Consider the following 25551-nt stretch of genomic DNA (forward strand, 5'->3'; position numbering starts at 1 on the left):
CCAAAACACCATCGAGTCCCGCCCGCAAAAACGTCAGGGGCAAAACCACCAAGCAAACACTTGCAAGCAGCAGCGCTAAAATCCCGGCGCGTCCAGCGATTCTTAATTCTGCAATTCGTTGTTTGAGCGCTGGGCTTAACATCGCCATCAGAGTTTGTTCAAGTCTTTGCTTTTTGTGAGCCGTATTAAATGCATGATCGCTACGGTCATGCCAGCGGCAAAGCCAATCAAGGCAAATGCAATCATGGCGCCCGCGCCAATCGAGCGACCAATCCATAAGCCAATCAACCCCGGCACCACCATCTCCCCGACGATCACAATGACCATCGTTGCCCAGCTGTAAGCCCGCGCGATAATTGAACGATTGTCCTCGGGAAGCCGGTCCATGGATCACGGTACGGTAATCGATGACGACAGAAAGTTAATAAACCATTGCGTCATCGATGCCCGTTGTTCGGCAACCACGCCAGCGAAATCTGACACAGCAAATCGGCCGTTGCACCGTGTACAGCACTGATCCAACCCACGCCGCAGGAACTGGTTAGGGCACAATCTAATCAGAGCGGAATTAACCGTCAACGAGTGAGTCCTTAATTTGTGATTTTTTTCACAAAATCACCCCAAGGCGCGCATCCCATTTCACACAAAAGGCTTAACTTCAGAATATCTGGCGTCGGAGTGTAACTTATCGCGCTGTTTATTGTTCAACTCTGCCCTTGCAACAATCTTTGCGCACAATGAGGGAGTGTGTAACACCATAACATGCTATCAGCAAGTAATTTACATTTCCTCAATGCCAGCCTACGCCGAATGGTCACAGGCAGCTAATTCGTTGCGTTTTATGGAATTCTAGTTAAAATCGGTATAAGCGGGTGTGAAACCGCTGGGTCCTGGCAGCTGGTTGGCCACCGGAAGCCACATTGCCTCCATTTTCATTACTTAGATTGGCCGTTGAGCGTCGCCTTCGGATAGGGATTTCCGAGGGGTTATCGCAAGATTGAGTTTGGAAGGTCAGGGAGGATTCTCTATTCACCATCTAGCTCGGTGTGAAGAAGTGTGCTGCGCCGAGAGGAAGCGAAGGGATGTCCAAGAATGACCGCCCAAACTTTAAAAGCCCGTAGCCTTAAAGATCTGGCCAACATGGCTCGGAAGCGAGGCGTCAATGGCTGGCGTTCGATGCGTAAAGACCAACTAGTCTGCGCTTTGTTGCATCTGGCCAAACGGGCAGTTGCGACATCAAAATCACCTAGTAAACCTGGAGTGTCCATGAGGAGTTCAGGCCATATCAAGCGTGGGGTTACTAGGAACGGATCGGACCGCAGCGGAAATTCTTCATCCAGCAGAATTAACGGGTCAAATCATAATTCGCGAATCACCAAGCGTTTGGAACAAGCAAAACTACGGTTGATGCGCGCAAAAATACTAGCAGTCGACGGATTGGATGGACGTAGCGGTGCGGCAGCGAAGGATCGCTTGGTGGTCATGGTCCGTGGACCCTATTGGTTGCACGCTTATTGGGAGTTGACGCCGGCCGGTGTTGTTCGGGCTCAAGCAGCCCTAGGGCAACATTGGCATACTGCTAAGCCCATATTGCGTGTGTTGGAAATATCGGGCTCGGGTTCGTCCACTGCGGCCGAACGGGTGGCGCGCGATATTCTAATTCACGGCGGTGTGAAGAATTGGTACATCGATGTCGGCAACCCGCCGCAAACTTATCGCTTGGAAATTGGTTATTTAGCCGCTAACGGTCGATTTTTTTCGCTGGCTCGCAGCAATACGGTTAGCACGCCGGCATCGACGAGTAGCGAAAAGCTAGACAACCACTGGACCGAAGTGGTGGAAAACTGCGACAAAATTTACGCCATGAGTGGCGGCTATTCGCAAGAAAGCAATTCCGGCGAATTGCAAGAAGTAATGGAAGAACGCCTGCGCCGGCCGGTGGGTGGAACGTTAAGCGAACGCTACCGGGTGAGCGCAGAAACGTTGATTTCCCAAGATCGCACCGTTCGTTTCCGAGTGGAGACAGAAATGGTCATCCACGGCACGACGCATCCCGATGCTCAAGTGACGCTTCAAGGAGCGCCCATCAAGCTGCGTCCCGACGGCAGTTTTAGCGTACGGGTCGATTTGCCCAACCGCCGCCAGGTCATTCCATTAGTAGCCTGCACCAAAGACGGCAGCTCACAACGCACCATTGTGCTGGCCGTTGAGCGGAACACGAAGGTCATGGAACCGATCAACCGCGAGCAAACAACCAACAGTGGCTAGCAGAGCGCTCCCCTTGTTTCGCTTGCTATCTCACCGCATGATTATGGAGTTATAGTGCGCGCCCTGTTGGGCATTTCATTCGCGAGCCGCAAGGTTGCTGGATTGCCGTGTCGAACGATCTAACCCCCATTCTCGACGGCTGGGAACACAATCCCGATCACTTTGCCGTGCGAATTATTCGCGGCAATGACGGGCGCGATAAAATCCAAGTTCGCCTCGATTTAGGCCTGTTGCAAATGGAAATCGACGGCCGCCCCGATGGCCAGCGGCCAGAAGGCCAGGAATCGTGGTTCGATTTGTTCCGTCATCGACAAAAAGAGCACGACCAGGCTCATCCTGATGGCGCTTCGTTTCAACTTACTGCCGATGAATGTCAGCTTCTGTTGCGCGAAGGTGTGCAGTATTACCATCGGTACCTCAGCTTTTGGCATTTGGAACGGTACGAGCTGTGTGCCCGGGATACTTCACGAAATCTCAAGCTGTTTGCATTTGTGCGTGAATTCGCCGCAAAAGACCAGGACCGACTGCTATTCGATCAATATCGCCCTTATGTCACCATGATGCACACCAAGGCCGTGGCCACACCGCTGGCGGAGTTGGGCGATTACGAAGCGGCCATCAAAGTTATTGATGCGGGCATTACCGGCATCCGCAAGTTTTTGGGAGAGTACGAACAGCTCGATCGGGCTGACCGCTGCGGCGAACTCATGCACCTGGAAAAATGGCGGGAGCAAATGGTTAATCGCCAACCGGCGCTGCCTCCGCCTCCGCCTGATCCGCTCGATCAACTCAAGGCCGATTTGCAACAGGCCATTGCCGAAGAACAGTTTGAGGAAGCGGCCCGCTTGCGCGATGAACTCCGACGGCGCAGCCCAGAACCGAATCTTTAGACAGTCCCAAACCGGCGGCAATTGAGAAAGCCAATGGGATGCAAGGTGCGACCGGTAATCGCCAAATCGGCCAGAATTTCTCCCAGCACGCAAGAAAATTTAAAGCCGTGTCCAGATAACCCCGCAGCAAACGCTACCTGCGGATATTGCGGATGCACGTCGACAATGAAATTCTCATCCGGTGACATGGTGTAGAGACACACGCTGTGATGTAAAAGCGGCCGACCCACGTCCGGGATGTGAATGCTTAGAAATTTTTCTACGCATGCTTGCTCCGAAGGATTCAACCGCCGATTCACCGTCAACGGATCGGCGATTGCGTGCTCTTCTTTTGCTACGCTGTGCTCGGCAATTTTGAAACCGTAATCGTCCAGTTGCGGAATGCCGTATGGGCATTCCGGCGTGTCAAATAGATAGGCGGGGCAACCACGATCGGCTCGCAACGCATCATTTTGGATCGGATACCAGAAGACGACCTTCCGTTGCACTTGAAGTGAAATGCCCAATCCACTTACGAATCTATTCGCCCACGGTCCAGCCGCGATGACGAGTTTTCCTGCGCTGAACTTGCCTGCATTCGTGTCGACTGACACACCGGTATCGCTGGCCGACCAACCGCTCACCTCTACCCCGGTGCGCAATTCCACACCTTGCTTTTGGGCCTCGTTGCAATGCGCCCTGACGCAATCTTCGACATTGAGATAGCCGGCACGCTGTTCGAAAACCGCTTCCCATTCACGGGGTGCTCGGAACGCCGGGAAGCAGCTCATCGCTTGTGGAACAGTCAGCCGATCGATCGATAAACCGTGCTGCTCAGCGGCCTTCAGTACCCCCGGCACAATATGCCCATCGGGCGGACCGATTTGCAATAAACCAATTTCGTGATATAGCTGCTTCCCGCAGCGCTGGGAAAGTTCTTCCCACAGATCATACGCCCGCAACAGAAGCGGCACGTAATCGGGATGTTCGAAATAGGCCTGGCGGATAACACGCGTGCGGCCGTGGGAACTACCCCGATCGTGCCCTGGCGGAAAACGGTCCAATCCCAGCACTTTGATGTTCCGCTGAGCCAAATGATATAGCGCAGCGCTTCCTACGCCGCCGATACCGATCACAATGACGTCGTAAGCATTTTTCAAGCGGTGCTGCCCTGGCTCTGAAACACTCGACTGCTGGCCGTGGCAAAGCGCTTAATTTACACTAGATTTGGCGCCAGCGTGCCCATTGCTGCAGTTGATTTCTGCGAAAACTTTAATTCAGGGAATTGACCATTATGTCCCCCACGATCGAATGGACCGACGTTGCAATTCGACTGGCATTCACGGTCGTCGCTAGCGCGTTGATTGGCATTAATCGTGGCGAGCAGGGACGCGCCGCTGGATTTCGCACCGTCATGCTGGTCAGCCTGGCGGCGGCCATTTCTATGCTCCAAGCGAATCTGCTCATGAACACGCCAGGGAAAAAATCTGATTCGTTTATCGTTCTGGATCTCATGCGATTCCCTTTGGGCATTTTGTCGGGAATGGGCTTCATCGGCGCTGGGGCGATTTTGCGGCGCGGAAAAATGGTGCTCGGCGTCACAACCGCCGCAACGCTGTGGTTTTCCACCGTGATGGGTCTTTGCTTTGGAGGCGGACAAATCTGGCTCGGCGCGGCTGCTGCTGCGTTGGCGATTATGGTGTTATGGGGGTTGAAGAGTATGGACAAATCGTTGGTGCGAGATCGCCGAGCCGCCTTGGTCGTTAAATTAGCCCCCGATGGGCCGACCGATGCAGATATCCGCAACATCCTCCGTATTGGGCCGTTGACAATCGCAGCCTGTTCGATCACGATCGTGCCCCGGTCGCAAATTCGCAAGTTGCAGTACGAGCTCGATTGGCACGCGCCTGAGACAGCCACTGAAATACCGGTTGCTATCGAGCAAATTGCCCAGCGGCCGGGCGTTCTGCGATTACAGTGGAAACCGTAGGAGGCAATGCGCTTTCAATCCGCCCCGACAATTGAAAATGGAATGCTTGATTGCGCCATTTTGTTGCCCAACGTGTCTTCCACGGTAAGTTGCAATGTGTAATTGCCGTCGTAGATGCGCTTGGGCATGTACAAAAAATAGCGCACAAAAAAGTCGCGTCGCGGATTTTTACACCACTCTTCGGTTGTGGCGTACTCTTGCTCCGCCACTCGCGCTCCACGGTTGTCGACAATCTGATAACTGCTCTTCAAAGCAGTGTGATAACCCTTGTCAGAGTTGTCGCTGGAGAAGTTTTCCACTTCCGCGTATAGCACCACTTCCTGGCCTGGCTTGAATTCGTATTTCGGAAAGGGCTTGTAGATGCCGTAACTCGAAACTTCCGTGCAAAAAGTAAGGTTTCGCGCTACCAGCGTCCCCGATTGGCCGAGCTTTGAGGCCGCTTCCCGCAAATGCTGAGCGGCTTCGGCAGCGCGGCGCTGTGCATCGGGCATATGTTGCTCGTCTAGCACCGCGGCCAGTCCGAATAATTCTTCGCTCCAAAACTCTTGATTTGTGTCCCCGGTACCAGCGACAGGCTTTAAAGCATCATCACGCCGGCCGGCGACCAAGTACAACATCCGCAACGTTGCTTCATCAACCGCACTTAGCGATGTGTTTGCACCGCCGGAATTTGTGGTGTGTGCTTCTAAGGCTTGAATCGCCGCAGCCAACTGCGCATGCCAATCGTCGTTCGTTGCGCTACCAACGTGCACTGCCGGAAGGTGTGTATCGGGATAGTTCGAAGCAAGTTCGGCTGGCGCGGCCTTCGGCGACAATGTGCTGTCGTCGGCCTCAGGCAGCTTGAGGGGCCCGGTGCCGTCTGTTTGATGGCCGTCGTTGAATGCGGCCGGTTGAACTGTACCTGTTTGTTGCGCTGCTATCCGGGCTCGCTCTTCTGCCTGCTTGCGATAGGCAATTGAGGCCCGAAATGTTTGCACCAACTGCGGCCACAGCGACGGATCGGTTTTCTTCAAATCTTCCAGCAACGCGTTTTGCGCTGCCGGATCGAGCGTGCCGAGTTGTTGCACTTCGGCCATGATTGCCGCCAACTCAGCGGGCGTGGCGAGGGAACCGTTGGCATTTGCTCCGGCAGCTGCATCCGCGGATGTCGTGGCTTTATTCGCATCGGGTGTTGCAACTGGCGGTGGTTTCGGTCCGCGAAAATAAATGCAGCCAGTACAGAGCATCAGCCCGGCCATCGCGGCCCACAAGCTGCGCAAGATCAAATTTCGGCAATCCATCCTTGGCCGCCGAGTACGAAGTTCAGAAGACGAGAATCAAACCAAATATCGCATTCATCTGCATGCGGCTTAGCCGCGCCCCCCTGGCAGGCAAGCCGGCGGGAATCCGGCCGTGGAAAAGTGGGCCGGATAGTAGGAAAAACTCGCGATTTTGACAAGACATCATTGGGTAATTGTGGCTGCGATAATATCACGCAAAAAAACACATAAGTCGAATCCGCCACGTATCTTGCACCATTGCCGCGCCTATGCATGCACGAGTTGGGTTGTTAGAATCTGCGGTGTCGGCCTGGTTTGTAACTCAGCGGCCTCGACGGTCAAAAGAATCTGCCAAAAATGAAAGGCGAGGTTGTGCGCGCATGAGCATTGCCCTCGATGAATTCACAACCGTTCCATCGGCTTGGACCCGGCGACATTTGCTCGATATGGAAAGCCTCACTGCGGAGGAAATCCGCTTGATCCTTGACGCCGCTGTCCATTTCAAAGAAGCCACCGGGGGCTGCAAGCAAAAAATCTCCGTGCTGCAAAACAAAACCTTGGCCAACTTGTTTTTTGAAAATTCTACCCGTACGCGCACCAGCTTTTCGCTGGCGATGCGTCGCCTGGGGGGCGACACCGTCGATTTTTCTGCCTCTGGCAGCAGTCTTTCCAAGGGCGAAACGTTCATCGACACCGCCAAAAACATCGAGGCCATGAACGTCGATGTGGTATGCGTTCGCCATAGCACGCCGGGCACGCCCAAACTGTTGGCGGAAAACCTGGAATGTTCCGTCATCAATGCTGGCGACGGACCGCACGAGCATCCCACGCAAGGCCTGCTCGACATGATGACCATCCGGGAGCACCGTGGGCGGTTGGACGGGCTCACGGTGGCACTGATCGGTGATATCGCCCACAGCCGCACGGCCCGCAGCAATATTTGGGGACTGAAAAAACTCGGCGCGCATGTAATTTTGTGCGGCCCGTCCACGCTGGTGTCTCCGTTGTGGGAACACCTGGGCGTTGAAATTTCTTACAATCTGGACGAGATTTTGCCTCGCTGCGATGTACTGAACTTGCTGCGCATTCAATTTGAGCGCCAAAGCACGCGGCCGTTTCCCTCGGTCCGTGAATACGCCCTGTTATATGCCATGAATCGTCAACGGCTGGCTCGAGCGAAAAAAGACATTTTGATTCTGGCCCCCGGTCCCATCAATCGTGGCGTGGAAGTCACCGCCGATGTGGCCGACGGCAGCCATTCGGTCATTCTGGATCAAGTCACCAACGGTCTGGCGGTGCGGATGGCGGTGTTGTGGCTCGTATGTGGAACGTGCGAAAGCTAATTTCATTGTTCTAAATTCATCATGTCAAGTATTCTGATCCAAAACGGTCGAGTGATCGATCCCAGCCAAGGAATTGACCGCGTCACCAATTTGTTGCTGCGTGATGGCAAAATCGCCGGGTACGATGTGCCGCCGAATGGGCAAGATCGCATTATTAACGCCAGCGGAAAAATTGTTTCGCCCGGGTTGATCGACATGCATGTGCATTTACGCGAGCCGGGTCGAGAGGAAGACGAAACCATCGCCACCGGAACCGCGGCCGCGCTGGCCGGCGGATTCACTTCGATCGCCTGTATGCCCAATACCGATCCCCCCCTGGATACGCAGGCCAGCGTAGAGTTTATCCAGCAACAGGCCGCCCGGGCAGATAATTGCAACGTGTACGTGGTCGCCTGCGTTAGCAAAAACCGTGAGGGGAAAGAACTGGCGGAACTCGGCCAACTGGTGCACGCCGGCGCGGTCGGCTTCAGCGATGATGGCGCTCCGGTGTACGATCCGGAGTTAATGCGCCGCGCTTTCGAATATTGCTTGATGTTTGACAAGCCCATTCTCAACCACGCCGAAGTGCGCGAACTTACTCGCGGCGGCGTAATGCATGAAGGCTTGGCGTCGCTGCAACTGGGCCTTCCCGGCATGCCGGGCGCTGCGGAAGACGTCATGGTCAGCCGCGATATTCTGCTGGCCGAAGCCACCGGCGGGCGAATCCACGTCATGCACGTTTCCAGCGGCGGCAGCGTGGAAATCATCCGTCGGGCTAAATCGCGAGAAGTGCGCGTCACCACCGAAATTTGCCCGCACCATTTCACGCTCACCGACGAATCTTTGCGCAGCTTCGACAGCAACTTCAAAATGAGTCCGCCGTTGCGCAGTCTACGCGATGTGGAAAAATGCCTGGCCGGGTTGGCCGACGGCACCATCGACGTCATCTGCACCGACCACGCGCCCCACGCCCCGGAGAAAAAAATGCGGGAGCTCGACCAGGCCCCGTTCGGTATTCTGGGGTTGGAAACGTGCCTCGGCTTGGTTATCACGGAGCTCATCGAACCCGGCGTGCTCGATTGGCCCACGGCGCTAGCAAAAATGACGATCAATCCGGCCGAAGTATTGGGCATTCCTAAGGGGACGCTCGCCGTGGGAGCCGATGCCGATGTCACCATCATCGATCCCGCGGCCCGGTGGACCGTCGATCCGCACCGCTTCCACTCGAAAAGCGTGAACACGCCCTTCACCGGCTGGCAACTACACGGCCGTGCCGACACGGTCATTGTCGGCGGCCGCGTGAAGTACGAAGTTGCGAAATGAGCCTGATCATCGATGGCTACAACTTGCTGAATAGCACCGGCATTCCGTCGCGCGGGAAGGGGCCGGGAAATTTGGAACGGGCACGGCAGGCGCTGCTTAACACGCTGGCCGAATCGCTTGTGCCCGAAGAAGTGCCGCGCGCCACGGTCGTGTTCGATGCTTCCGAATCGCCTTGGGGCGTGGCCCGGGAGCAAAAGCATCGGGGCATTACGGTCATGTTCGCCGCCAAAGACGACGATGCCGACAGCGTCATCGAACGCTTGATTGCCGCCGACAGTGCGCCCAAGCGGCTGACGGTCGTTTCCAGCGATCATCGTCTGCAAAAAGCCGCCCAGCGCCGGCGTGCCGTTGCGGTCGATAGCGATGTCTGGTTCGCCCAGTTGCTGCGCGATCGGGCGGCTCGCCTGAATGCCAACTCCCCGGACGCAAATCCTACGGCCGATGTTCCCAAGCCGGCCGGTCCGCTTTCGCCCGGCGAAGTCGAACACTGGCTGCGCCAGTTCGGGCTCGATTAATCGCCAAGGTGTGGGAACCGCCGCAGTACACATAGCTGTCATGCGACACATGGCTGTCACGCTGATTTCGCCATGCGATTTTGCTTTCTCCATTGATCCAGGTAGTTATTCATTTCTTGCCAGACAAACGCGGTTTGAAAGTGCGCTCGGGCAAAGTCAATGGCGGTAGTTTCCAATTGTTCCCGGCGCTGCGCATTTGTAAGCAATTCCACGATTGGCGGGACAAAATCGGCCGGCTCTTGCACCACCAAAAACGCGCTGCCGGCGCCTTGTTCCAATCCCTGCGATCCCACAGGCGTCGTCACTGTTGCCTTGCCGTGCGAAAGCGCCTCCACCATTTTGATTTTTAATCCGCTTCCCATCCACAGCGGGCAAACCACGACCGCGGGACCGTGGAACATATCTGCCGTGTGGAGAACCATGCCGCGCAGCACAATCCGCCGATCGCCGCGTGCCGCCTCAATAATTTGCGGGCTTTTGCACACTCCGCCCACCACTTGAAATTTCGTGTCGGGGCACCGCGCCCGAATGGCCGGCCACGCTTCGTGCAAAAACTTCAGCAGGTTCACGCCGTTCACGTAATATCGGCTTCCCACAAAGCAAATATCGGCGCTGTGACAAGGCTGCGGAGAAATATCCATCGAATGCCCCATCGTCAGCACCGTGCGGTCGGGAAACATGCTCGCCAGCACTTGCTGCTCCTGATCCTGAATCGCCAGAATCACATCGAACGTTTCCAACATTTGCCGTTCCATTTGCCGGGTGACGTTATGCGCCGGCGGCAAGCCTCCGGCCCGCAAGCTTTCGTCGCGCTGGTGCAATACATCGAACGTATCGATAATCCGCAACACCTGTGGATTCTTTGTCGGCGCCGGGGCCGCGGGCGCCAGCAAACTGTGATTGATCCACAACATCTTGGCGCCGGTGCGCGAAAGCACTTCCGAAATCCGCTGCTGCACGGTCGCCTGGCGATGTTGTCGGGCCGAAAGAAATCGCAGCACTGGCGTTTTGCACGGCCGCGTAATTTCTTCCCACTGCTTCGATTTCGGTCCCTTCGCCTCGCAGCCAGCCAGGTGCACTTGATGGAAGGAGGCCATCTGCCGGCGCAACTTTGCCGGCGGCAAGCGGCCGTACAATTTGCGAGTTAAATTCACAAAATGAACGTCGATACCCCGTTCGTAAAACCACCGCAGCACGCGCTCGGTGCGGGAATCAGAGCCCGAAAGCCGCTCGCCCGGACAGTAGTGCGACACAAACACAACAGCATCCATGCGCCACCCACGTAGATGAGAAGAGAAAAGGTCCGCTGCACCTTGGCTTTGGCCCAATTGCGCACGCATCATGCGTCGCGGCGCCAGGGTGCAGTTGCGGACTAAGCCGCTAATGCTATTGATTCCCCCCCGATCGACCCAAGAGCAATGCGCTGGCCCACGGGCAGCTAGCACGCGCCCGCTGTCATTCACGCAATCGCAGTCATCGGCCACCAGCATTTTGGCCGCACTCTTTTGTTTCTCGACGAAACCGCGCGAGTTTGTCGCTAACCAGCTGCCGCCCAGGCGGCAATCTCGCAAGCTTACGCTTGCTGGCGCATGACAAAAGGTCGCGGGTTTACGTCCAAAGATGTGCATTTTCGATTGATTGTTATCGTGGGTTTTTGAGGGGCTAGGGGTTAGAGGCTAGGGACTAGTTGTGAGCGGGTGAGCAGGTGAAGGATGAGCGGGTGCGTGGGTGAGCGGGTGAGGAGGTGGATTACATACTTTCAACCAGCCACCGTTCACCAGCCACTAGCCACTGTTCTTTCCCGCGCATTTTACCAAATGAGTGGCCTAAAAATCGGAAAGATTTTGGGCCAGTGCGAAATTCACGGGCACGAGCCGCCGGCCACGCCCAGCGCTCTAACATAAAGCCGGCGACACCCGCCGCTCTCTCATAAAGCCGGGCATGGTATGCCCGGTCCGGATGCCCGGTGGATCATACATGGGCGACGCCGGCCACCGGCGATACCATCACCGGCTTTATGGTCGGCGCTTATCGGGCGTCGGGCGTAATCCAATCCCACGGTTGGGCAGGCAATCCTCGTCGCAGATTGTGACGTTCGATGTATTGACGCGTGTTCTCCCAGTGCTCTTCGTCGAAGACGAATGTCAACCATTTGCCTTCGCACCATAACGGGCCAGAAAAATCGGTCTCGCCGTGAACCGCTTTGGTGGTTTGCTGGACAATCCATTTTGCCACTGCGTGAATGTCGCGCGGCGTGTACGTGATCAACAAGTGCATATGCGTGGATTCGATCGCGGCCGCCGCAACTTGCCATGGCGATGCAGCGACGCAGGCGGCCATTGCACGGGCCGTGGCATCCACCATGGCTGTGGTAAATCGCGTGACGGGATGCTTCATCCGCTCACGAGCCATTCGTTCGCGGTTTGGATCGCCGCCGTGCAACTGATGCGGCTCATAATAGCCGATCTGTTCGTCCCAAGCCGCCAACCAATGGCCTCGACAGTCGCCGGGCAACCATAACCCATAGCCGGATTTGACAAGGTGGAAGCCAATGGTTTGCATGGCGGTTCAGAAACCGGCGATACCATCGCGGCTTTGTGCGCGGCCACCGGCGATACCATCGCGGCTTTGTGATTTGGTGATCGTCCGCCATTATATTTAGGTACACGGGGCATCATAAAGCCGGCCACGCCCACCGCACCCTCATAAAGCCGGGCATGGTATGCCCGGTGGGGTCCGGTGGACGGCTGGGGCACCGCTGTGGCAGGCAGTTTCTCCAGCAGCGTCAGCACTTCGGCTAGCACCGCGGCGGCGTATAATTCTTGGTAAGGAAAAATGCTTGAGAATTTCTGTAGTAATCCTAATGCAGCAGGCCTGCGAGTTGCCATTGTGGGGCCCGAGGTTAATCACAAGGGAGGAATCGATTATGCGAGAAACTAAATTGACGCTGCCGGAAGTGGGCTTCATTGCCGGCACGCGCGGTTTGCTCGGCGCGGGGATTGGGCTGTTGTTGGCAGACCGTGTTCCAGAGCCCCAGCGGAAAACCGTGGGTTGGACGTTGTTTTCGATCGGCGCCCTCACCACGTTGCCGCTGGCCTTCATCATTCTCAGTCGCAGTCGTCGGCTCAGAAGCACGGAACACGAAAAGCCTGATCGGGCTGCCCATCGATCAAACCATCGAACCGGTACGCTGGACGTGACAGGACCCAAGCGCGCCAGCCCCGTGGGATAGCGATGAGCCGTGGCCATCGGCATCTGGGGCGCTATTCGGGCCATCGGACAATTTGCTGTGCAAGCTGCTGGTACAGCCGGCAGTGACACCCGGGCAATTTTGAAGAGCGCGGTTCGGTATTGCGACGGTCTCTAGGTTTTGATAATTACCGACCACTTTTCGCGCGTTTCGTCAGGATCGCAAAATGGCGAAGCATTTCTTTTCTTGGTCATTGGTGGCTCCGTTGGGAGCGAAGCTATGCCGACAAGACGCCATAAGGCTTTTCGCGTTCGAACATCTTGAATCACGTCGCATGTTGGACGGAAACGTTACCGTCGCTCAAGTGGGAAACACGTTGTATGTGACCGGGTCGGGGCTCGACAATGCCGTGCTAATTACGAATTCTTCGCCGAGCGTTATCAAGGTGATTGGCCTCAACTCGTTCGGCGCTGGCTCGACCGCCGTGCCAACTCATATCAACGGTGCGGCGAGTGCCTCGTTTGCGTCGGTTGCCAATCTGGTCATCAATTTCGGCACGCCCGGCGCGAATTTCGGCTCGGATGCGTTGGTACTCTCTAAATTGGCTTTGGGCGGCAGCGTGCACATTACTGCCGGCAACGGCAACACGTTTATCGGCATCGGCGATTTCGACATGGATCGGTAGGGAATCTAACTGGTAGCGCCATTTAAAATGCATAACCTACGTGGCTATTTGGTCGGGGTGGCCGGAAACGGTTCCAGGTGTGTTTCCCCTTTGCGGCCGAAGTACAGGGCATGGCGGCCGGTGATGTGGACAAAATAGCCGACGCAGCCGGCGGCCATAGTTTTACGAACAAAGTCTTCGTACGTGTGCTCGTTGCGCTGGCTTTGTCGCACGGCTGCTTCCACCGCCGGCGCGGAAAATTCCTGGCCAATTGGCTGCTGGCCGTGCGGGATGATTGTCATGATCGATTCGCCATCGCCGAAGTAGAAAGTGTTTCCAGTCGCGTGTAATCGGCATGGTAGCGCTCCACGCCTAACTCGGCCAAGCGGGCAATAATTTGCGGGAAAGTGCTCTCGCCGGTCGACGATGCGCGGACGGCAGCATAAACGCCGAGAACTCGCTCCTGGTTCATGAAATTCTCCTTGGCAAAAAGATTGGTTCAAATTTATCGGTTGGCGGATATGACTGGTTCGTCATTGCGTGTGGCTTGGGGCATATCCATTGTGGATGCCTGGGGCTTCAACCGGCTCTGGCTTGGTGTCCGGCGGCAGTTTGGGCTCGGGCAATTGCGGCTGGACGGCAATCTGTTCGTCGCGCGCTTTGCGTTGCGGAGTTCTGTCGTCGGATCGGAGTTTTGGCATTAGCTTAGCATATCGCAATTGCGTTGCGCTACGGCTTTAAGTTTTCCAATTTCGTTCCCTTCCCGGCGCGGAGGCTGGCGCGGGATTTAGAGATGCGGGCCAGGAATCTGGGATCGTGCTCCAGCTTGTAATCGAACCATTCATCTTCCGAAGCGAAGCCGACCAAAACTCCCGCTGGCTTGCCGTGGCGAGTGATGACAATTTCTTCCTTGGCCGCAAGGCGAAGATACTTTGATAAATCGTCTTTGACATCAGTTAGTGGAATCTGCTTCATCGGTTTCACCATGTTGTATGAGCCAGTCGTCGGCGTCGGCTTTGGAAATGATGGCCAAGATTTCAACCATATTTTCAGTGACGTCGTAAAAAACTCGAATTTCGCCGCCGACCCGCAAGCGGTACTGCGGCCGTGATATGCCACGCAGGCGCTTGATTCGGCTTTTGCTGGTTTTAGCCGGATCGTGTCGCAGAAATGTTTCGAGCGCGTCACGAACTTGCGCGCGGACGTTCGCTGCTAGTCTATTCAAGTCTACAACCGCTTCGGGGGCCAGGATGATGTCGTGTCGCATTCTGGCTAGATTCTAGCCAGATTTTATCATTCCGGCAACTGCGACGGTATTTATTGGTCGTACTTTTGCGCCTTATCCGAAATATCCTTCCGGCACCAGGCGCCTTCCCAGCGGATTTGTTTGACGGCGGTGTAGGCGGAAAGCTTGGCGGCGGGAATGGAATTGCCCAGCGCCGTAACAGCCAGGACGCGGCCGCCGTTGGTCACCACTTTGCCGTCGGCCGTGGCGGTGCCGGAGTGGAACACCTTCACGTCGGGCACTTTGGCCGCTTCGTCCAGACCGCGGATCGGAATGCCGCGCTCGTAATTGCCCGGGTAACCGGCGCTGGCCATCACCACGCAAACAGCCGGGCGCGGATCCCACACGGGCGGAGTGACGCCGGCTAAATGATCGTCGGCCACGGCTTCCAGTAAATCCACGAGATCGCTTTGCAGCCGCATCAGCAGCGGCTGACATTCCGGATCGCCAAAGCGAACGTTGAATTCCAGCACTTTCGGGCCTTGGCCGGTCATCATCAGCCCGGCGTATAGCACGCCGCGGAAGGGGCGACGCATGCGCTTCAACGCGTGAACCACCGGCACCAGCACTTGCTCCTCGATGCGGTGCATGTCGGCCTCGGTGATGAGCGGGGTAGGGCAGTACGCGCCCATGCCGCCGGTGTTGGGGCCGGTATCGCCATCGAAAGCCGCCTTGTGATCTTGTGCCGCGGGAAGCGTGAGGATGGTGCGGCTGTCGGTAATGGCCAGCACGCTGGCTTCGTGGCCATCGAGCCGTTCTTCAATGACGAATTGGCGGCCCGCCTGGCCAAACGCTCTATCTTTGGCGATTCGGTTGACGGCGTCCATCGCTGCGGCGCGGCCGTTGCAAACGAACACGCCTTTGCCGGCCGCCAGGCCATCGGCCTTCACCACAACGGGCACGTCTTCGCGATCGCGCAAATAAGTGAGCGCGTGCGGCAATTCGCGGAACACTTGATAATCTGCCGTGGGTACGTCGGCCTGGCGGAGCAAATTTTTGCAGAACACTTTGCTCCCTTCCAACTCGGCGGCAGCTTTCGATGGTCCGAAAATGCGCAGCTTTTCTGCCTGGAAGGCATCGACAATGCCGGCGGCCAGCGGCGCTTCGGGCCCGACCACGGTGAGCGTAATTTCGTTTTCTTTGGCAAAGCGAATGAGGCGTGGAAAATCGGTCGGCGAAATATCTACATTTTCCGCATCGGCGGCTGTGCCGGCGTTGCCCGGCGCGACAAACACGCGCTTCACGCGCGGGCTGTGCTTAATTTTCCAGGCCAGGGCATGTTCCCGACCGCCGTTGCCAATAATCAAGATGTTCATGCGGCAGCACACTCCGTTGATTCAGTCGGTCGATTCCGCCCGCTCGTTTTTTAGTATCTCAGGATTTTACCGCGGAGGCGCGGCAGGCGGCAGGCAGGAACAGAATGGGGAATGCGGAATGGGGAGTGGGGAATGAGCAGCGGGCGGCTGGCAGAAGGCGGGATTGGAGGTTTCGTTCTATGTTCTTCATTCTGCCTGGTGCGTGCTGCCTGCGGTTGCCTTCTTCCAACGAGGGGATTTCGTGAGGTGGGCGGTTGTACTTAAAATTGAAAAGGAGCCTCTGCGTGGGGAGACCCCTGTTGACAAAAGTCGAATGGTAGCTACAACATGGGATACTTCGTGAAAAATCTCACAATCCCCTCCTCAACAGCGTGCCGGCACGGTTCAATGCTGTGCATTCTGATGGATTGGGGTGTGATTCAATCGCGGGTGTCTCTGCAGCCCAGGCGGATGGCGTCGGCGATTGCGTACCGCCCGCATGGATTGCCGGCGGATTAGGGACTTGTATGTCAGACAAGAAAAAGATGTCGATCGCCGATATTCTGGCGGCGGCCCGCAAGACGGACAACAAAGAGGGGGGTGCCGCGCCGGCGCCGAAGGCGGAAGCATCATCGCCGCCCGCGGAAGAATCTGCGCCAGCTGTGGAAGCGGCGCCTGAGGCCGCAGAAGAAACTGCTGCGCCTGTGCCGGCTGCTAAGCCGGTTGCGGCGGGTGAACGTCCCAATGTGAAAGATATTTTGGCCATGGCCCGCGCCGGAAAAGCAGCCGGCGCCGCGCCCGCGAAGCCTGCCGCCACAAAGCCCGCGGCCAAAGCGCCTGGCGAAAAGCCAGCGGCCGCCAAGCCTAGTGCGCCCGCTAAGGTGCCAGTGGCTGGCGCGAAGCCCGCCGCTCCGGTGGCGAAAGAAAAAGATACTGCCAGCATTTTGGCCGCTGCCCGCGCCGGCACAAAGCCCGGCCCTATGACGAAGGCGCAGGCTGCGGCGCTGCCTGCGGCGAAGGCTGCTCCCAAAGGGCCCGCTAAAGAAAAAATTCCGGTGCCGCCGATGCCGGCCAAACCAGCTTACGCGAAACTTTCGCCCGCCAAGCCGGCGGCGGAGGGGCAAGATCGCCGCAGCTTTTTGGGCGTGATTTTCGGCTCATCATTGGCATTGGGAATGACGGCCATGGCCGCCACTGGCGGCTTATGGTCGTTAGGTTTTGCCCGCTTTATGTTTCCCAACGTGCTGACCGAGCCCCCCAGCCGGTTCAAGGTCGGCTTCAAGGAAAACTTCGCCCCCGGCCAGGTGGAAACTAAGTTTGTCGCCACCAACGGCGTGTGGATTGTGAACGGCAAGTACAACGACAAGCCGGAAATTTACGCCTTGAAAACGGTCTGCACGCACCTGGGCTGCACGCCCAACTGGCTGGAAGCGGAGCAAAAATTCAAATGCCCCTGCCACGGCAGCGGGTTTTACAAGGACGGAATTAATTTTGAAGGCCCCGCTCCACGACCGCTGGAACGCTACGCCATTCGCATTGGCGACGACGGACAGTTGGAAGTGGACAAAAGCCGCACGTTCCAGGAAGAGATGGGCCAGTGGACCGATCCTGATTGTTTTGTGCCCGTGTGAGGAAGAAGAGGCGGAAGAATTGACGGTGTCTGAGGGACCGATTATTACCCCTCACCCCAACCCTCTTCCGCAAGGGAAGAGGGAGCATACGAAAATCAACAAACTAATTTTTATCCATGTCGCTCGGCGAAACGATTCGCAATAGTCAAATTTGGAAGAGCATTTTCCGCCATCCGATGCCGGTGGATCGGCGGAATCGCATTGTGGTGATGCTCACCAACTTCTTCCTGCACTTGCATCCGGTGTCGATCAAAAAGCAGGGCATCGCGCTGAGTTACACCTGGTGCATGGGAGGCGTCACTTTCTTCCTGTTCCTGGTGGAAACGGTCACCGGCGTGCTGCTGATGTTCTATTACCGGCCAACGCTGGAATGGGCCTATAACGATATTCTGGCGCTGCGCGACGTGGTGAGCTTGGGCATTATGCGCGAGTTGCATCGCTGGGGTGCGCACGCCATGGTCATTACCGTTTGGCTGCACATGTATCGAGTGTTCCTCACCGGCAGCTACAAGCCCCCGCGGGAATTCAACTGGGTGATCGGTGTGATTTTGCTGCTGCTGACGCTGCTGCTTTCGTTCACCGGATATTTGCTGCCGTGGGATCAATTGGCCATTTGGGCCATTACGGTGGGCTCCAACATGGCCCGCGCCACGCCGCTATTGGGTCACGAAGGTCCGGGGCATGCGCTGCTTTCGATTGGGGGCATCGACATGATTACCAACGCTAGCGATGCGCGCTTTGGTTTGCTCGGTGCGCGCTTTGTGGGCGAAGAAACCTTGAACCGTTTTTACGTGCTCCATTGTGTGGCAATTCCGCTGGCCGCCGCCACGCTCATGGCCATTCACTTTTGGCGCGTTCGCAAAGATGGCGGCATTAGCGGGCCGTTGTGAGCAGCGGGCAGCGGTTAGTAGGCAGCGGGCAGTAGGCAGTGGTTAGTGGTCGGTGGGTGAAATAATATCGAGTCGGAATTAGCTTCCATGGACGTTCACATTGCATTGAAGGCTTTCGCGCCGCTGTTGGCTGCCGAAGAAAATCTGCCGGCGTTTTTAGATCGAATTTCCGGCTTTCTGGGCGGCTATTATTTGGTCCTGGCCATGATGAACGGCGTCATGGCCCTGCTGCTGTGGAAGCGAAAAGGGGCGATTGGAGCGGCGCTGTTTTGGGTGGCCGTGGCCGTGGCCTTTGTCATTTTGTCGCCGCTGGCGGCCAGTGCCAACGAAGCCATGATGCCGCAGTTCCCGCAGTTCGTGCGCGATACCGTCGACAAACTCACCAGTCCGACGGTTTACTCGCTGGGGACCAGCGGCCTCTTGATTGTGTTTTTCATCTTTCGCAAGTTCTTCGTGCAGCCGATGGTCGCCTGGAGCATGCTCAACATTGTGCTGCTGGTGATGGGCATGGCGATGACAGACCCCAACTTTGCGGCCATTGTCACCAAGCCCGACAACGTGCCGATTGTGTCGATGGTGTTTTTGCTCGGCTTTTTTACCTGGCTAGCGGCATCCAAAGCGGTGCAGAACGACGAGCGGACCGCCCGGGGCGAAGTGCCGCTAGAAAAGCTTGACGACGAAAAAGTGCTGGTCTGGCCTGATCTGGTGTACACCGAGCTCATTTGCATGATCGCCCTGACGGCGCTGCTGTTGGTGTGGGCCATTGCCTTGAAAGCACCGCTGGAAGAACCGGCCAGCCGCGTGAAAACACCCAATCCGTCCAAGGCCCCGTGGTACTTTTTGGGCCTGCAAGAAATGTTGGTGTACTTCGACCCGTGGTATGCCGGCGTGGTGCTGCCGAGCCTGGTCATCTTCGGGCTGATGGCCATCCCCTACATGGATTTCAACAAGAAGGGGAACGGCTACTACACAATCGCCGAGCGCAAATTTAGTTACCTCGTATTTCAGCTTGGATTTCTGGAATTGTGGGTCACGCTGATTGTGCTGGGCACGTTTTTGCGCGGGCCGAATTGGAACATTTTTGGGCCGTTTGAAATGTGGGACATGCACAAGGTAGACGTGCTGAATAACCGTAACCTTTCAGAAATATTTTGGATTGATCGACTGAAAGTATCGTTGCCGCACGCGCCCAGCGGGGTCAGTTTTGGCGAGCAGTTGGGTTACATCGTGCTGCGCGAAGCGCCGGGCATCCTGGCCGTGTTGGCGTATTTCATTGTGTTGCCGCCGCTGATGGCCGTGACCGTTTTCCGGAAGTTTTTCGTGAAGATGGGCTTCTTCCGCTACATGCTGATGTCGAACTTGTTGCTGCTGATGATGACGCTGCCCATCAAAATGGTGCTGCGCTGGACGGTGAACTTGAAATACATCATTGCCATTCCGGAGTATTTTTTGAATTTTTGAGCGCGCGCTCGCCCGCTAGCGCGACCACCGGTCGCGGCTTTATAAATCCATGCCCGCAACAGAATCTACCTGGCGCAGTTTGAAATCGATGCACGTCGTGTTCGGCGTGGCCAGCGTAATCATGCTGCTATGTACGGTGTGGATGTTGGCGGCCGATCACAACCGCTCCTGGAAAAACTACCAGCGGGAGTATCGCGATATTGAATCGTGGTCGGCCGATGCCCGCATCAACGAGCAAAACACGCCGGAATTCGGCCTAACCGAAAGTCAACTGCAGCAAAAATTGGAGGACGTGCAAGGAGCGGCACTTTCAGATCAAGGACGGCAACTGTTCCAAAAGTTCGTGGCCGAAGCGAAGAAGAAAACTGACGCTCAAGATTCCCAACAGGCCGCCGCCGATTCGTCGGCCGCCGACTTTATTGCCAAAGATGTGGAAACCCTGGCCGGTTACACCGACGCGGCCCAACGCCGCGATTTGCGCATGGATTTGTACAACCGCATGCGGGATTTAATCGCCCGGGTAAAGTTCCGCGAAGACAATCTCACGTCCAATCTCAAATTCCGCAAGGCGGTGCTCGATAAAGCCCTGGCCAGCTTCAGCCTGGCCGTCGGCGAGGGGGCCCCGGCGGAGAAAACGGCGCAGTTGCAGTTGGCAATCGACAATGCCAAGGCCGATGTCGATCAACTCTCCGCCACCCAGCAACAAGAGCAAACGCATCGCAAGGAATTGCAAGCCACGCTCAACGATATTACCTCGGAGCAAGACCTGGCGGAGAAAAATCTGAAGGAGCATCAGCACAAGCTCGAAGCGCTCAAAAAAACGTATGCCCAGCAAAAAGCCAATCCGGGCAAGCAAGTGTTGGAAATGCCCATTCTCGACGCGTTCAACAGCCCGCTGAAAATCGATCAGATTTGGCTGCCTGACCTGACGCTGAACAACAATTTTAAGGAAGTGGCGCGGTTCGATCATTGCACCACTTGCCACCAGGCCATCGAAAAAACAGCGGCCGGCTCGGCGGTGCTGCCGGCTTACGATCAAGCCCGCGAGGTGGCTGTTTCGCTGGCCACGCCGAAGGAAGCGCCGCAGCCGCAAAAAGATCGGCAAGGCAGCGAGGTGCCCGTCAACGTGGAGCAAGTGTATGGCTTCGCCTTGGCGGATCGCGGCATGGTGGATGCCAACGATGTCACCATTGGCGCCGTGTTCCCCAAAAGCCCGGCGGCGACGGCCGGACTCGCGGCGGGTGACGTGTTGGTGAAAATCAACGATGCGCGGGTGATTGATCTCGATCGGGCATTAACCAACTTGCTCGCCAACGTAACGTGGGGGCAGCCGCTGGCGCTAACCATTCGTCGCGGCGTGCCGCAACCGTTCAGCTCGCATCCACGATTGGATTTATTCGTCGGCGGCTCAAGCCCGCATCCCAAAGATATATTCGGCTGCAGCATTTGCCACCAAGGGCAGGGCAGCGCCACCTCGTTCGAATGGGCCTCGCACACGCCGAATTCACCCCAGCAAGGCCGCGACTGGGCCCACGATTACGGTTGGTTCAACAACCACCACTGGATTTTTCCGATGTATCCGCGGGCGTTCGACGAAGCGAGCTGCCTGAAATGCCATCACGAAGTGGTTGATCTGGAGCCCAGCCCGAAGTATCCCGACCCGCCAGCGCCGACGTTGATCAAAGGTTACGAGCTAGTGCGCAATTACGGTTGCTTCGGCTGCCACGAAATCAACGGCTTCAACGGCCCGGCCAAGCGCGTGGGCCCCGATTTGCGCGCCGAGCCCGCGTTTTACGCCGCGGCTCAGCAAGTCAAATCGGATTCCGGCTTCGGGAATTTGACGGACGAAGTGAAAGGCTGGGTCGAGCGGCTCATCGGGCATCCAGACGACGACAGCGCCCGCCGTCGGCTTCGCGAATTTTTGGCGACCGATGCGGCCGCTAAAAAGCCGGTCCTTTCCCAGGGGACCGATCACCTGGAAGCAATGCTCAAAGATATCGACACGCCGGGCACGTTCCGCAAAGTGGGGCCCAGCTTGCGGTATGTCGGCAGCAAAGATGGCTACGAGTTTTTGTATTCTTGGATTCGCAATCCGCGCGATTTCCGTCCCAGCACTAAAATGCCGCGGTTCTTCGGCTTGTGGGATCACCTGGTGCCGACGGAAAAATTGGACGACAAAAACAACCCTGTGCGCGACGAAAAAGGAAATCTCGTTTACGAAGACAGCCTAGGGTTGCTCGATGCCCAGCGCTTCGAGCCGGTGGAAGTTCGGGCGATCGCCAATTATTTGCTCACCAGCAGCGAAGCGTTCGATTACTTAGATAAGTACACCGGCACCGCCAAGCCCTCGGCGGAGCGGGGCAAAAAAGCGTTTGAAATGCGCTGCATTGCCTGCCATCAGCATGCCGATTTTCCGCAGGCCACAGCCACGCAGGGGCCCAATTTATCGCGGATTGGGGCTAAGCTGTCGCTCAAGCCATACGGTAGCCAGTGGCTCTACAGTTGGATTAAAAATCCCAGCCACTATCATGCCCGCACCGCCATGCCCAATACCATGCTCACGCCGGTTGCCAATGCCGATGGAAGCGTGAACGACCCCATCGCCGACGTCGTCGAGTTCCTGATGCAATCGACGCAAGATTGGAAGCCCAGCAATGTGCCAGCGGAACAGATGACCGGCGACGAAAAACAGGCCCTGTTCGATTTGGCGCTGATCTACTTGAAGGAAAAGTATCCGCCGGAACGGGCCAAACTGTATTTGCAGGAAGGCATTCCCGCCGATCGCGCCGATGGCGTGACGGGCGCGGAAGCAGCACTGCTGCAAAGCGCCACGCCCCGCGGAGGCCAAGGCGAGGCTGCCGCCGGGCGGGCATTGCAATATGTGGGACGCCGCGCCATTAGCAAATACGGTTGCTTCGGTTGCCACGACATTCCGGGCTTTGAAGACGCCAAGCCGATCGGCACCGCACTGGCCGATTGGGGGCGGAAAGATCCTTCGCGGCTGGCGTTCGAGCAAGTTGGCGAATATGTCACGCATTACTCCTGGCCGAAGCCGGAGGAGTCACGGGTCAGGGGTCAGGAGGCAGGAGGCAGTGATCAGGAGTCAAAGGGCAGCAGTTCAACCGTGAGTGCAAAGGGTGGGGAGCACATGCCGTATGGCACCGCCAGCCGGCCGGCCAGCGCGCCGCAAGAAAACATGGACTATGCCATCGACGGGCTAGGCCCCACGCAAGGTTGGCTGATGGAAAAATTATTGGGCCACGAGCGCGAGGGCTTCCTGTGGGAAAAACTGCACCAGCCGCGCAGTTACGATTTCAAGAAAACCGAAAACAAGGGCTACAACGATCGCCTGCGAATGCCGCAGTTTCCCTTCCAAGAAGACGAAATTGAAGCCGTGATGACCTTTGTGCTGGGCCTGGTATCGGAGCCGCCCGCGCCGCAGTATGTTGCCAATTACGCGCAAAATCCGCGCGAACAGGCCGTGATTGGCGGCATCAGAATGGTCGAGCAGTTCAACTGCACCGGCTGCCACCAGTTGGAGTTTGAACACTGGGATTTGTCATATAAATCGGGCACGCTGGGGGCCGCAGTGCAAACGCCCGATTATCCGTTCGAGCTGCCGCACTTTACGCAAACGCAAATCGACGATTCGCAGCGAGAAGATCGCCGCGGCCTGTTGCACGCGCAGCTGTATGGCCGTCCGCAAGTCGATGCCAAGGGAGAAATTGCCACCACCGACGAAAACGAAGAGGGAGATAAATTTGAAGGGGGCGGCCTCGGCGAGCGGTTCGTGCTGTGGCAGGACATGCTGCTGAATGGCAAAACGTGGCTCGTGGGCTCAAAAAATCCGCTGGTCCCGGAGAATTCCGTCACGGCCAAGTTTTCCGGTCGCGGTGGAGATTTGGGCCGCTGGATTTATCCGGCGGTCGTGGCGGACGAGCAAAAAGTGAATCCCAACGCCAAGGCGGATGAAGCCTGGGGTTGGTTGCCGCCGCCATTGATCGGCGAAGGCAAAAAGGTGCAAACGCGCTGGCTGCACGACTTCTTGCTGGAGCCGTATCCGATTCGACCGGCGGTCGTGCTGCGCATGCCGAAGTTCAACATGAGCTCCACCAACGCCACCACCTTGGTAGACTTTTTCGCCGCCCGGGACGATGCCGCCGCTCCGTACGAATTCGACGCCCGCACCAGCGGCGATTACTTTACCGGCGAAGAACTGAAGCATCCGCACCGTATGCGCGATGCCATGAACATCGTCACCAACAACAACTACTGCGTGAAATGCCACCTGGTGGGCGATTTCACTCCCGGCGGCAGCGTGCGGGCCATGGGGCCACAGCTGGATCGGGTGAACGAACGGCTCCGGCCCGACTATGTGGAGCATTGGGTCGGAAATCCGAAGCGCATTTTGCCGTATACCGGAATGCCGGTGAATATTCCGGCCGCCCAGCCGGTGGCGCAAGATTTATTCCCCGGCAATAGCGAGCAGCAACTGAATGGCGTGGTCGATTTGCTGATGAATTGGGATCGCATTACGAAGCAGTTGTTTTCCGTCAAAGCGCTGATCAAGCCTGCCGCGGCGACCGGCGCCGGCAGCGCCGCCGCAGGGGCATCCGGCGGCGGATAATGCCGTGCCTGCGAAATAGTAAACCCAGCAACCATATTTTGAGTTGAGATAAACGCCCGCGAAACTTTACGCCACCTTTCAGGAGTTACCTCATGAAAACGTTCATTCGCAGCTTTTGCTTGGGCGCATTGGTTGTTCCGCTATTGGTCGCCCTGAGCGCCCGTGCCGACGATTGGGGCACGCTGAGCGGCCGCTTTGTGTACGATGGCAAAGCGCCGACGCCGGCCAAAATCAATCCCGATAAAGATGTCGAGGTCTGCGGTAAGCACCCGCTGAACATTGAAAGCCTGGTCGTGGACGACAAGGGCGGATTAGCGAATGTATTCGTTTGGCTACGCACCAAAGACGTGAAAGTGGCGCCGGAATATGCGGCCACCGCCAACGAAAAAATGACGCTCGATAATCACAATTGCCGCTTTGAGCCTCATGCGTTGGCCATTCGCACGACGCAGCCGCTGGACGTCAAAAACTCCGATCCCATGGGGCACAACACCAACGGGGCCGATTTGAAAGCCAACGCCCCGTTCAATGGCGTAATTCCCGCGGGATCGAATGAAGATATCAAGCTGACGTTGGCCGAATCCATGCCGGCTAAAATCACCTGCAATATTCATCCCTGGATGAGCGCTTACCTGTTGGTGCGGCCCGATCCATATTTTGCGATTTCTGGCAAAGATGGAAAATTCGAGATTAAAGATTTGCCCGCCGGCACGGAATTGGAATTCCAGGTGTGGCAGGAAAAAGCCGGCAATGTGACAAAGGCCAACGTCGGCGGCAAAGAAGCCAATTGGAATCGCGGCCGGTTTAAGTATACGATTAAGCCCGGCGCGAACGATTTGGGCGACATCAAGCTCGATCCGTCGCAGTTTAATAAGGAGTGAGGGTAAGGAAGTGAGTGGTTAGTGGTGAGTAGATAATTAGCCCCCGGCTTTGCCGGGGGGTCGAAGCGGAGAACGTTTTTG

24 protein-coding genes are annotated in these 25551 nt (G+C 56.8%); 13 read left to right on the top strand and 11 right to left on the bottom strand.

Features of this window, described 5'->3' with window-relative positions; genetic code table 11:
* Positions 1-277, bottom strand: a 277-nt coding sequence (locus VFE46_18535; protein HZZ30000.1) for a hypothetical protein, incomplete at its 3' end; no start/stop codon positions are given.
* A 1106-nt stretch (positions 278-1383) separates the two neighbouring features.
* Between VFE46_18535 and VFE46_18540 the strand changes: the two genes are divergently transcribed.
* Positions 1384-2268 (top strand): DUF4912 domain-containing protein, encoded by an 885-nt coding sequence (locus VFE46_18540; GenBank protein HZZ30001.1) that lies wholly within the window; start codon positions 1384-1386, stop codon positions 2266-2268.
* A gap of 107 nt (positions 2269-2375) precedes the next feature.
* Positions 2376-3158 carry a UvrB/UvrC motif-containing protein gene (locus tag VFE46_18545; GenBank protein ID HZZ30002.1) on the top strand — a complete coding sequence of 261 codons (783 nt, stop codon included), beginning with the start codon at positions 2376-2378 and terminating at the stop codon, positions 3156-3158.
* Here VFE46_18545 and solA read toward each other — a convergent pair.
* Complete coding sequence (solA, locus tag VFE46_18550; GenBank protein ID HZZ30003.1) at positions 3155-4297, bottom strand: N-methyl-L-tryptophan oxidase; 1143 nt, start codon at positions 4295-4297, stop codon at positions 3155-3157. The genes VFE46_18545 and solA overlap by 4 nt on opposite strands.
* Before the next feature lie 134 nt (positions 4298-4431).
* Between solA and VFE46_18555 the strand changes: the two genes are divergently transcribed.
* Positions 4432-5127, top strand: coding sequence for an MgtC/SapB family protein (locus tag VFE46_18555; GenBank protein HZZ30004.1), 696 nt, complete (start codon positions 4432-4434; stop codon positions 5125-5127).
* A 14-nt stretch (positions 5128-5141) separates the two neighbouring features.
* Here VFE46_18555 and VFE46_18560 read toward each other — a convergent pair whose 3' ends face one another.
* Entirely contained in the window at positions 5142-6407 is a 1266-nt protein-coding gene (locus tag VFE46_18560; GenBank protein ID HZZ30005.1) for a hypothetical protein, read from the bottom strand.
* A gap of 359 nt (positions 6408-6766) precedes the next feature.
* Between VFE46_18560 and VFE46_18565 the strand changes: the two genes are divergently transcribed.
* The 3 genes from VFE46_18565 to VFE46_18575 are packed head-to-tail and all read left to right on the top strand — an operon-like array spanning position 6767 to position 9546.
* Positions 6767-7729: an aspartate carbamoyltransferase catalytic subunit gene (locus VFE46_18565; GenBank protein ID HZZ30006.1), complete on the top strand. Its 963-nt coding sequence runs from the start codon at positions 6767-6769 to the stop codon at positions 7727-7729.
* Positions 7730-7750: 21 nt separating this feature from the next.
* Entirely contained in the window at positions 7751-9031 is a 1281-nt protein-coding gene (locus VFE46_18570; protein ID HZZ30007.1) for a dihydroorotase, read from the top strand.
* Positions 9028-9546 (top strand): NYN domain-containing protein, encoded by a 519-nt coding sequence (locus tag VFE46_18575; GenBank protein ID HZZ30008.1) that lies wholly within the window; start codon positions 9028-9030, stop codon positions 9544-9546. Before VFE46_18570 ends, VFE46_18575 begins: the two co-directional genes overlap by 4 nt.
* Before the next feature lie 56 nt (positions 9547-9602).
* Here VFE46_18575 and VFE46_18580 read toward each other — a convergent pair whose 3' ends face one another.
* Positions 9603-10817, bottom strand: a complete 1215-nt coding sequence (locus tag VFE46_18580; GenBank protein ID HZZ30009.1) for a glycosyltransferase — start codon at positions 10815-10817, stop codon at positions 9603-9605.
* A gap of 757 nt (positions 10818-11574) precedes the next feature.
* Complete coding sequence (locus VFE46_18585) at positions 11575-12108, bottom strand: transposase (GenBank protein HZZ30010.1); 534 nt, start codon at positions 12106-12108, stop codon at positions 11575-11577.
* A 364-nt stretch (positions 12109-12472) separates the two neighbouring features.
* On the opposite strand from VFE46_18585, the gene VFE46_18590 reads away from it, so the two are divergent.
* Positions 12473-12778, top strand: coding sequence for a hypothetical protein (locus tag VFE46_18590; protein ID HZZ30011.1), 306 nt, complete (start codon positions 12473-12475; stop codon positions 12776-12778).
* Between the two features lie 292 nt (positions 12779-13070).
* Positions 13071-13421 (top strand): hypothetical protein, encoded by a 351-nt coding sequence (locus VFE46_18595; GenBank protein HZZ30012.1) that lies wholly within the window; start codon positions 13071-13073, stop codon positions 13419-13421.
* A 44-nt stretch (positions 13422-13465) separates the two neighbouring features.
* On the opposite strand, the gene VFE46_18600 is transcribed toward VFE46_18595, so the two are convergent.
* From VFE46_18600 to purD, 6 genes are all read right to left on the bottom strand, one after another.
* On the bottom strand, positions 13466-13702 hold the full coding sequence (locus VFE46_18600) for a hypothetical protein (protein ID HZZ30013.1): 237 nt from the start codon (positions 13700-13702) through the stop codon (positions 13466-13468).
* Positions 13699-13872, bottom strand: coding sequence for a hypothetical protein (locus VFE46_18605; protein ID HZZ30014.1), 174 nt, complete (start codon positions 13870-13872; stop codon positions 13699-13701). The genes VFE46_18600 and VFE46_18605 overlap by 4 nt, the downstream gene beginning before the upstream one ends.
* A 61-nt stretch (positions 13873-13933) precedes the next feature.
* Positions 13934-14101 (bottom strand): hypothetical protein, encoded by a 168-nt coding sequence (locus VFE46_18610; protein ID HZZ30015.1) that lies wholly within the window; start codon positions 14099-14101, stop codon positions 13934-13936.
* A gap of 28 nt (positions 14102-14129) precedes the next feature.
* Entirely contained in the window at positions 14130-14375 is a 246-nt protein-coding gene (locus VFE46_18615; GenBank protein HZZ30016.1) for a type II toxin-antitoxin system Phd/YefM family antitoxin, read from the bottom strand.
* Entirely contained in the window at positions 14353-14667 is a 315-nt protein-coding gene (locus tag VFE46_18620) for a type II toxin-antitoxin system RelE/ParE family toxin (protein ID HZZ30017.1), read from the bottom strand. The genes VFE46_18615 and VFE46_18620 overlap by 23 nt, the downstream gene beginning before the upstream one ends.
* 50 nt (positions 14668-14717) lie before the next feature.
* Positions 14718-16001, bottom strand: a complete 1284-nt coding sequence (gene purD, locus VFE46_18625; protein ID HZZ30018.1) for a phosphoribosylamine--glycine ligase — start codon at positions 15999-16001, stop codon at positions 14718-14720.
* Between the two features lie 506 nt (positions 16002-16507).
* Here purD and VFE46_18630 point away from each other — a divergent pair.
* From VFE46_18630 to VFE46_18650, 5 genes are all read left to right on the top strand, one after another.
* Positions 16508-17611, top strand: a complete 1104-nt coding sequence (locus VFE46_18630) for a Rieske (2Fe-2S) protein (protein HZZ30019.1) — start codon at positions 16508-16510, stop codon at positions 17609-17611.
* Between the two features lie 116 nt (positions 17612-17727).
* Positions 17728-18501: a cytochrome b N-terminal domain-containing protein gene (locus VFE46_18635; protein HZZ30020.1), complete on the top strand. Its 774-nt coding sequence runs from the start codon at positions 17728-17730 to the stop codon at positions 18499-18501.
* 87 nt (positions 18502-18588) lie between these two features.
* The gene (locus tag VFE46_18640) at positions 18589-19962 is read left to right on the top strand and encodes a hypothetical protein (GenBank protein HZZ30021.1); all 1374 of its coding nucleotides are present in this window, start codon (positions 18589-18591) and stop codon (positions 19960-19962) included.
* Between the two features lie 49 nt (positions 19963-20011).
* The gene (locus VFE46_18645) at positions 20012-24589 is read left to right on the top strand and encodes a c-type cytochrome (GenBank protein ID HZZ30022.1); all 4578 of its coding nucleotides are present in this window, start codon (positions 20012-20014) and stop codon (positions 24587-24589) included.
* A gap of 92 nt (positions 24590-24681) precedes the next feature.
* A complete protein-coding gene (locus VFE46_18650) occupies positions 24682-25470 on the top strand; it encodes a hypothetical protein (GenBank protein HZZ30023.1) in 789 nt (262 codons plus the stop codon).
* Positions 25471-25551 lie beyond the last annotated feature (81 nt).

It is taken from the genome of Pirellulales bacterium, assembly GCA_035656635.1.
Taxonomy (GTDB): Bacteria; Planctomycetota; Planctomycetia; order Pirellulales; family JADZDJ01; genus DATJYL01.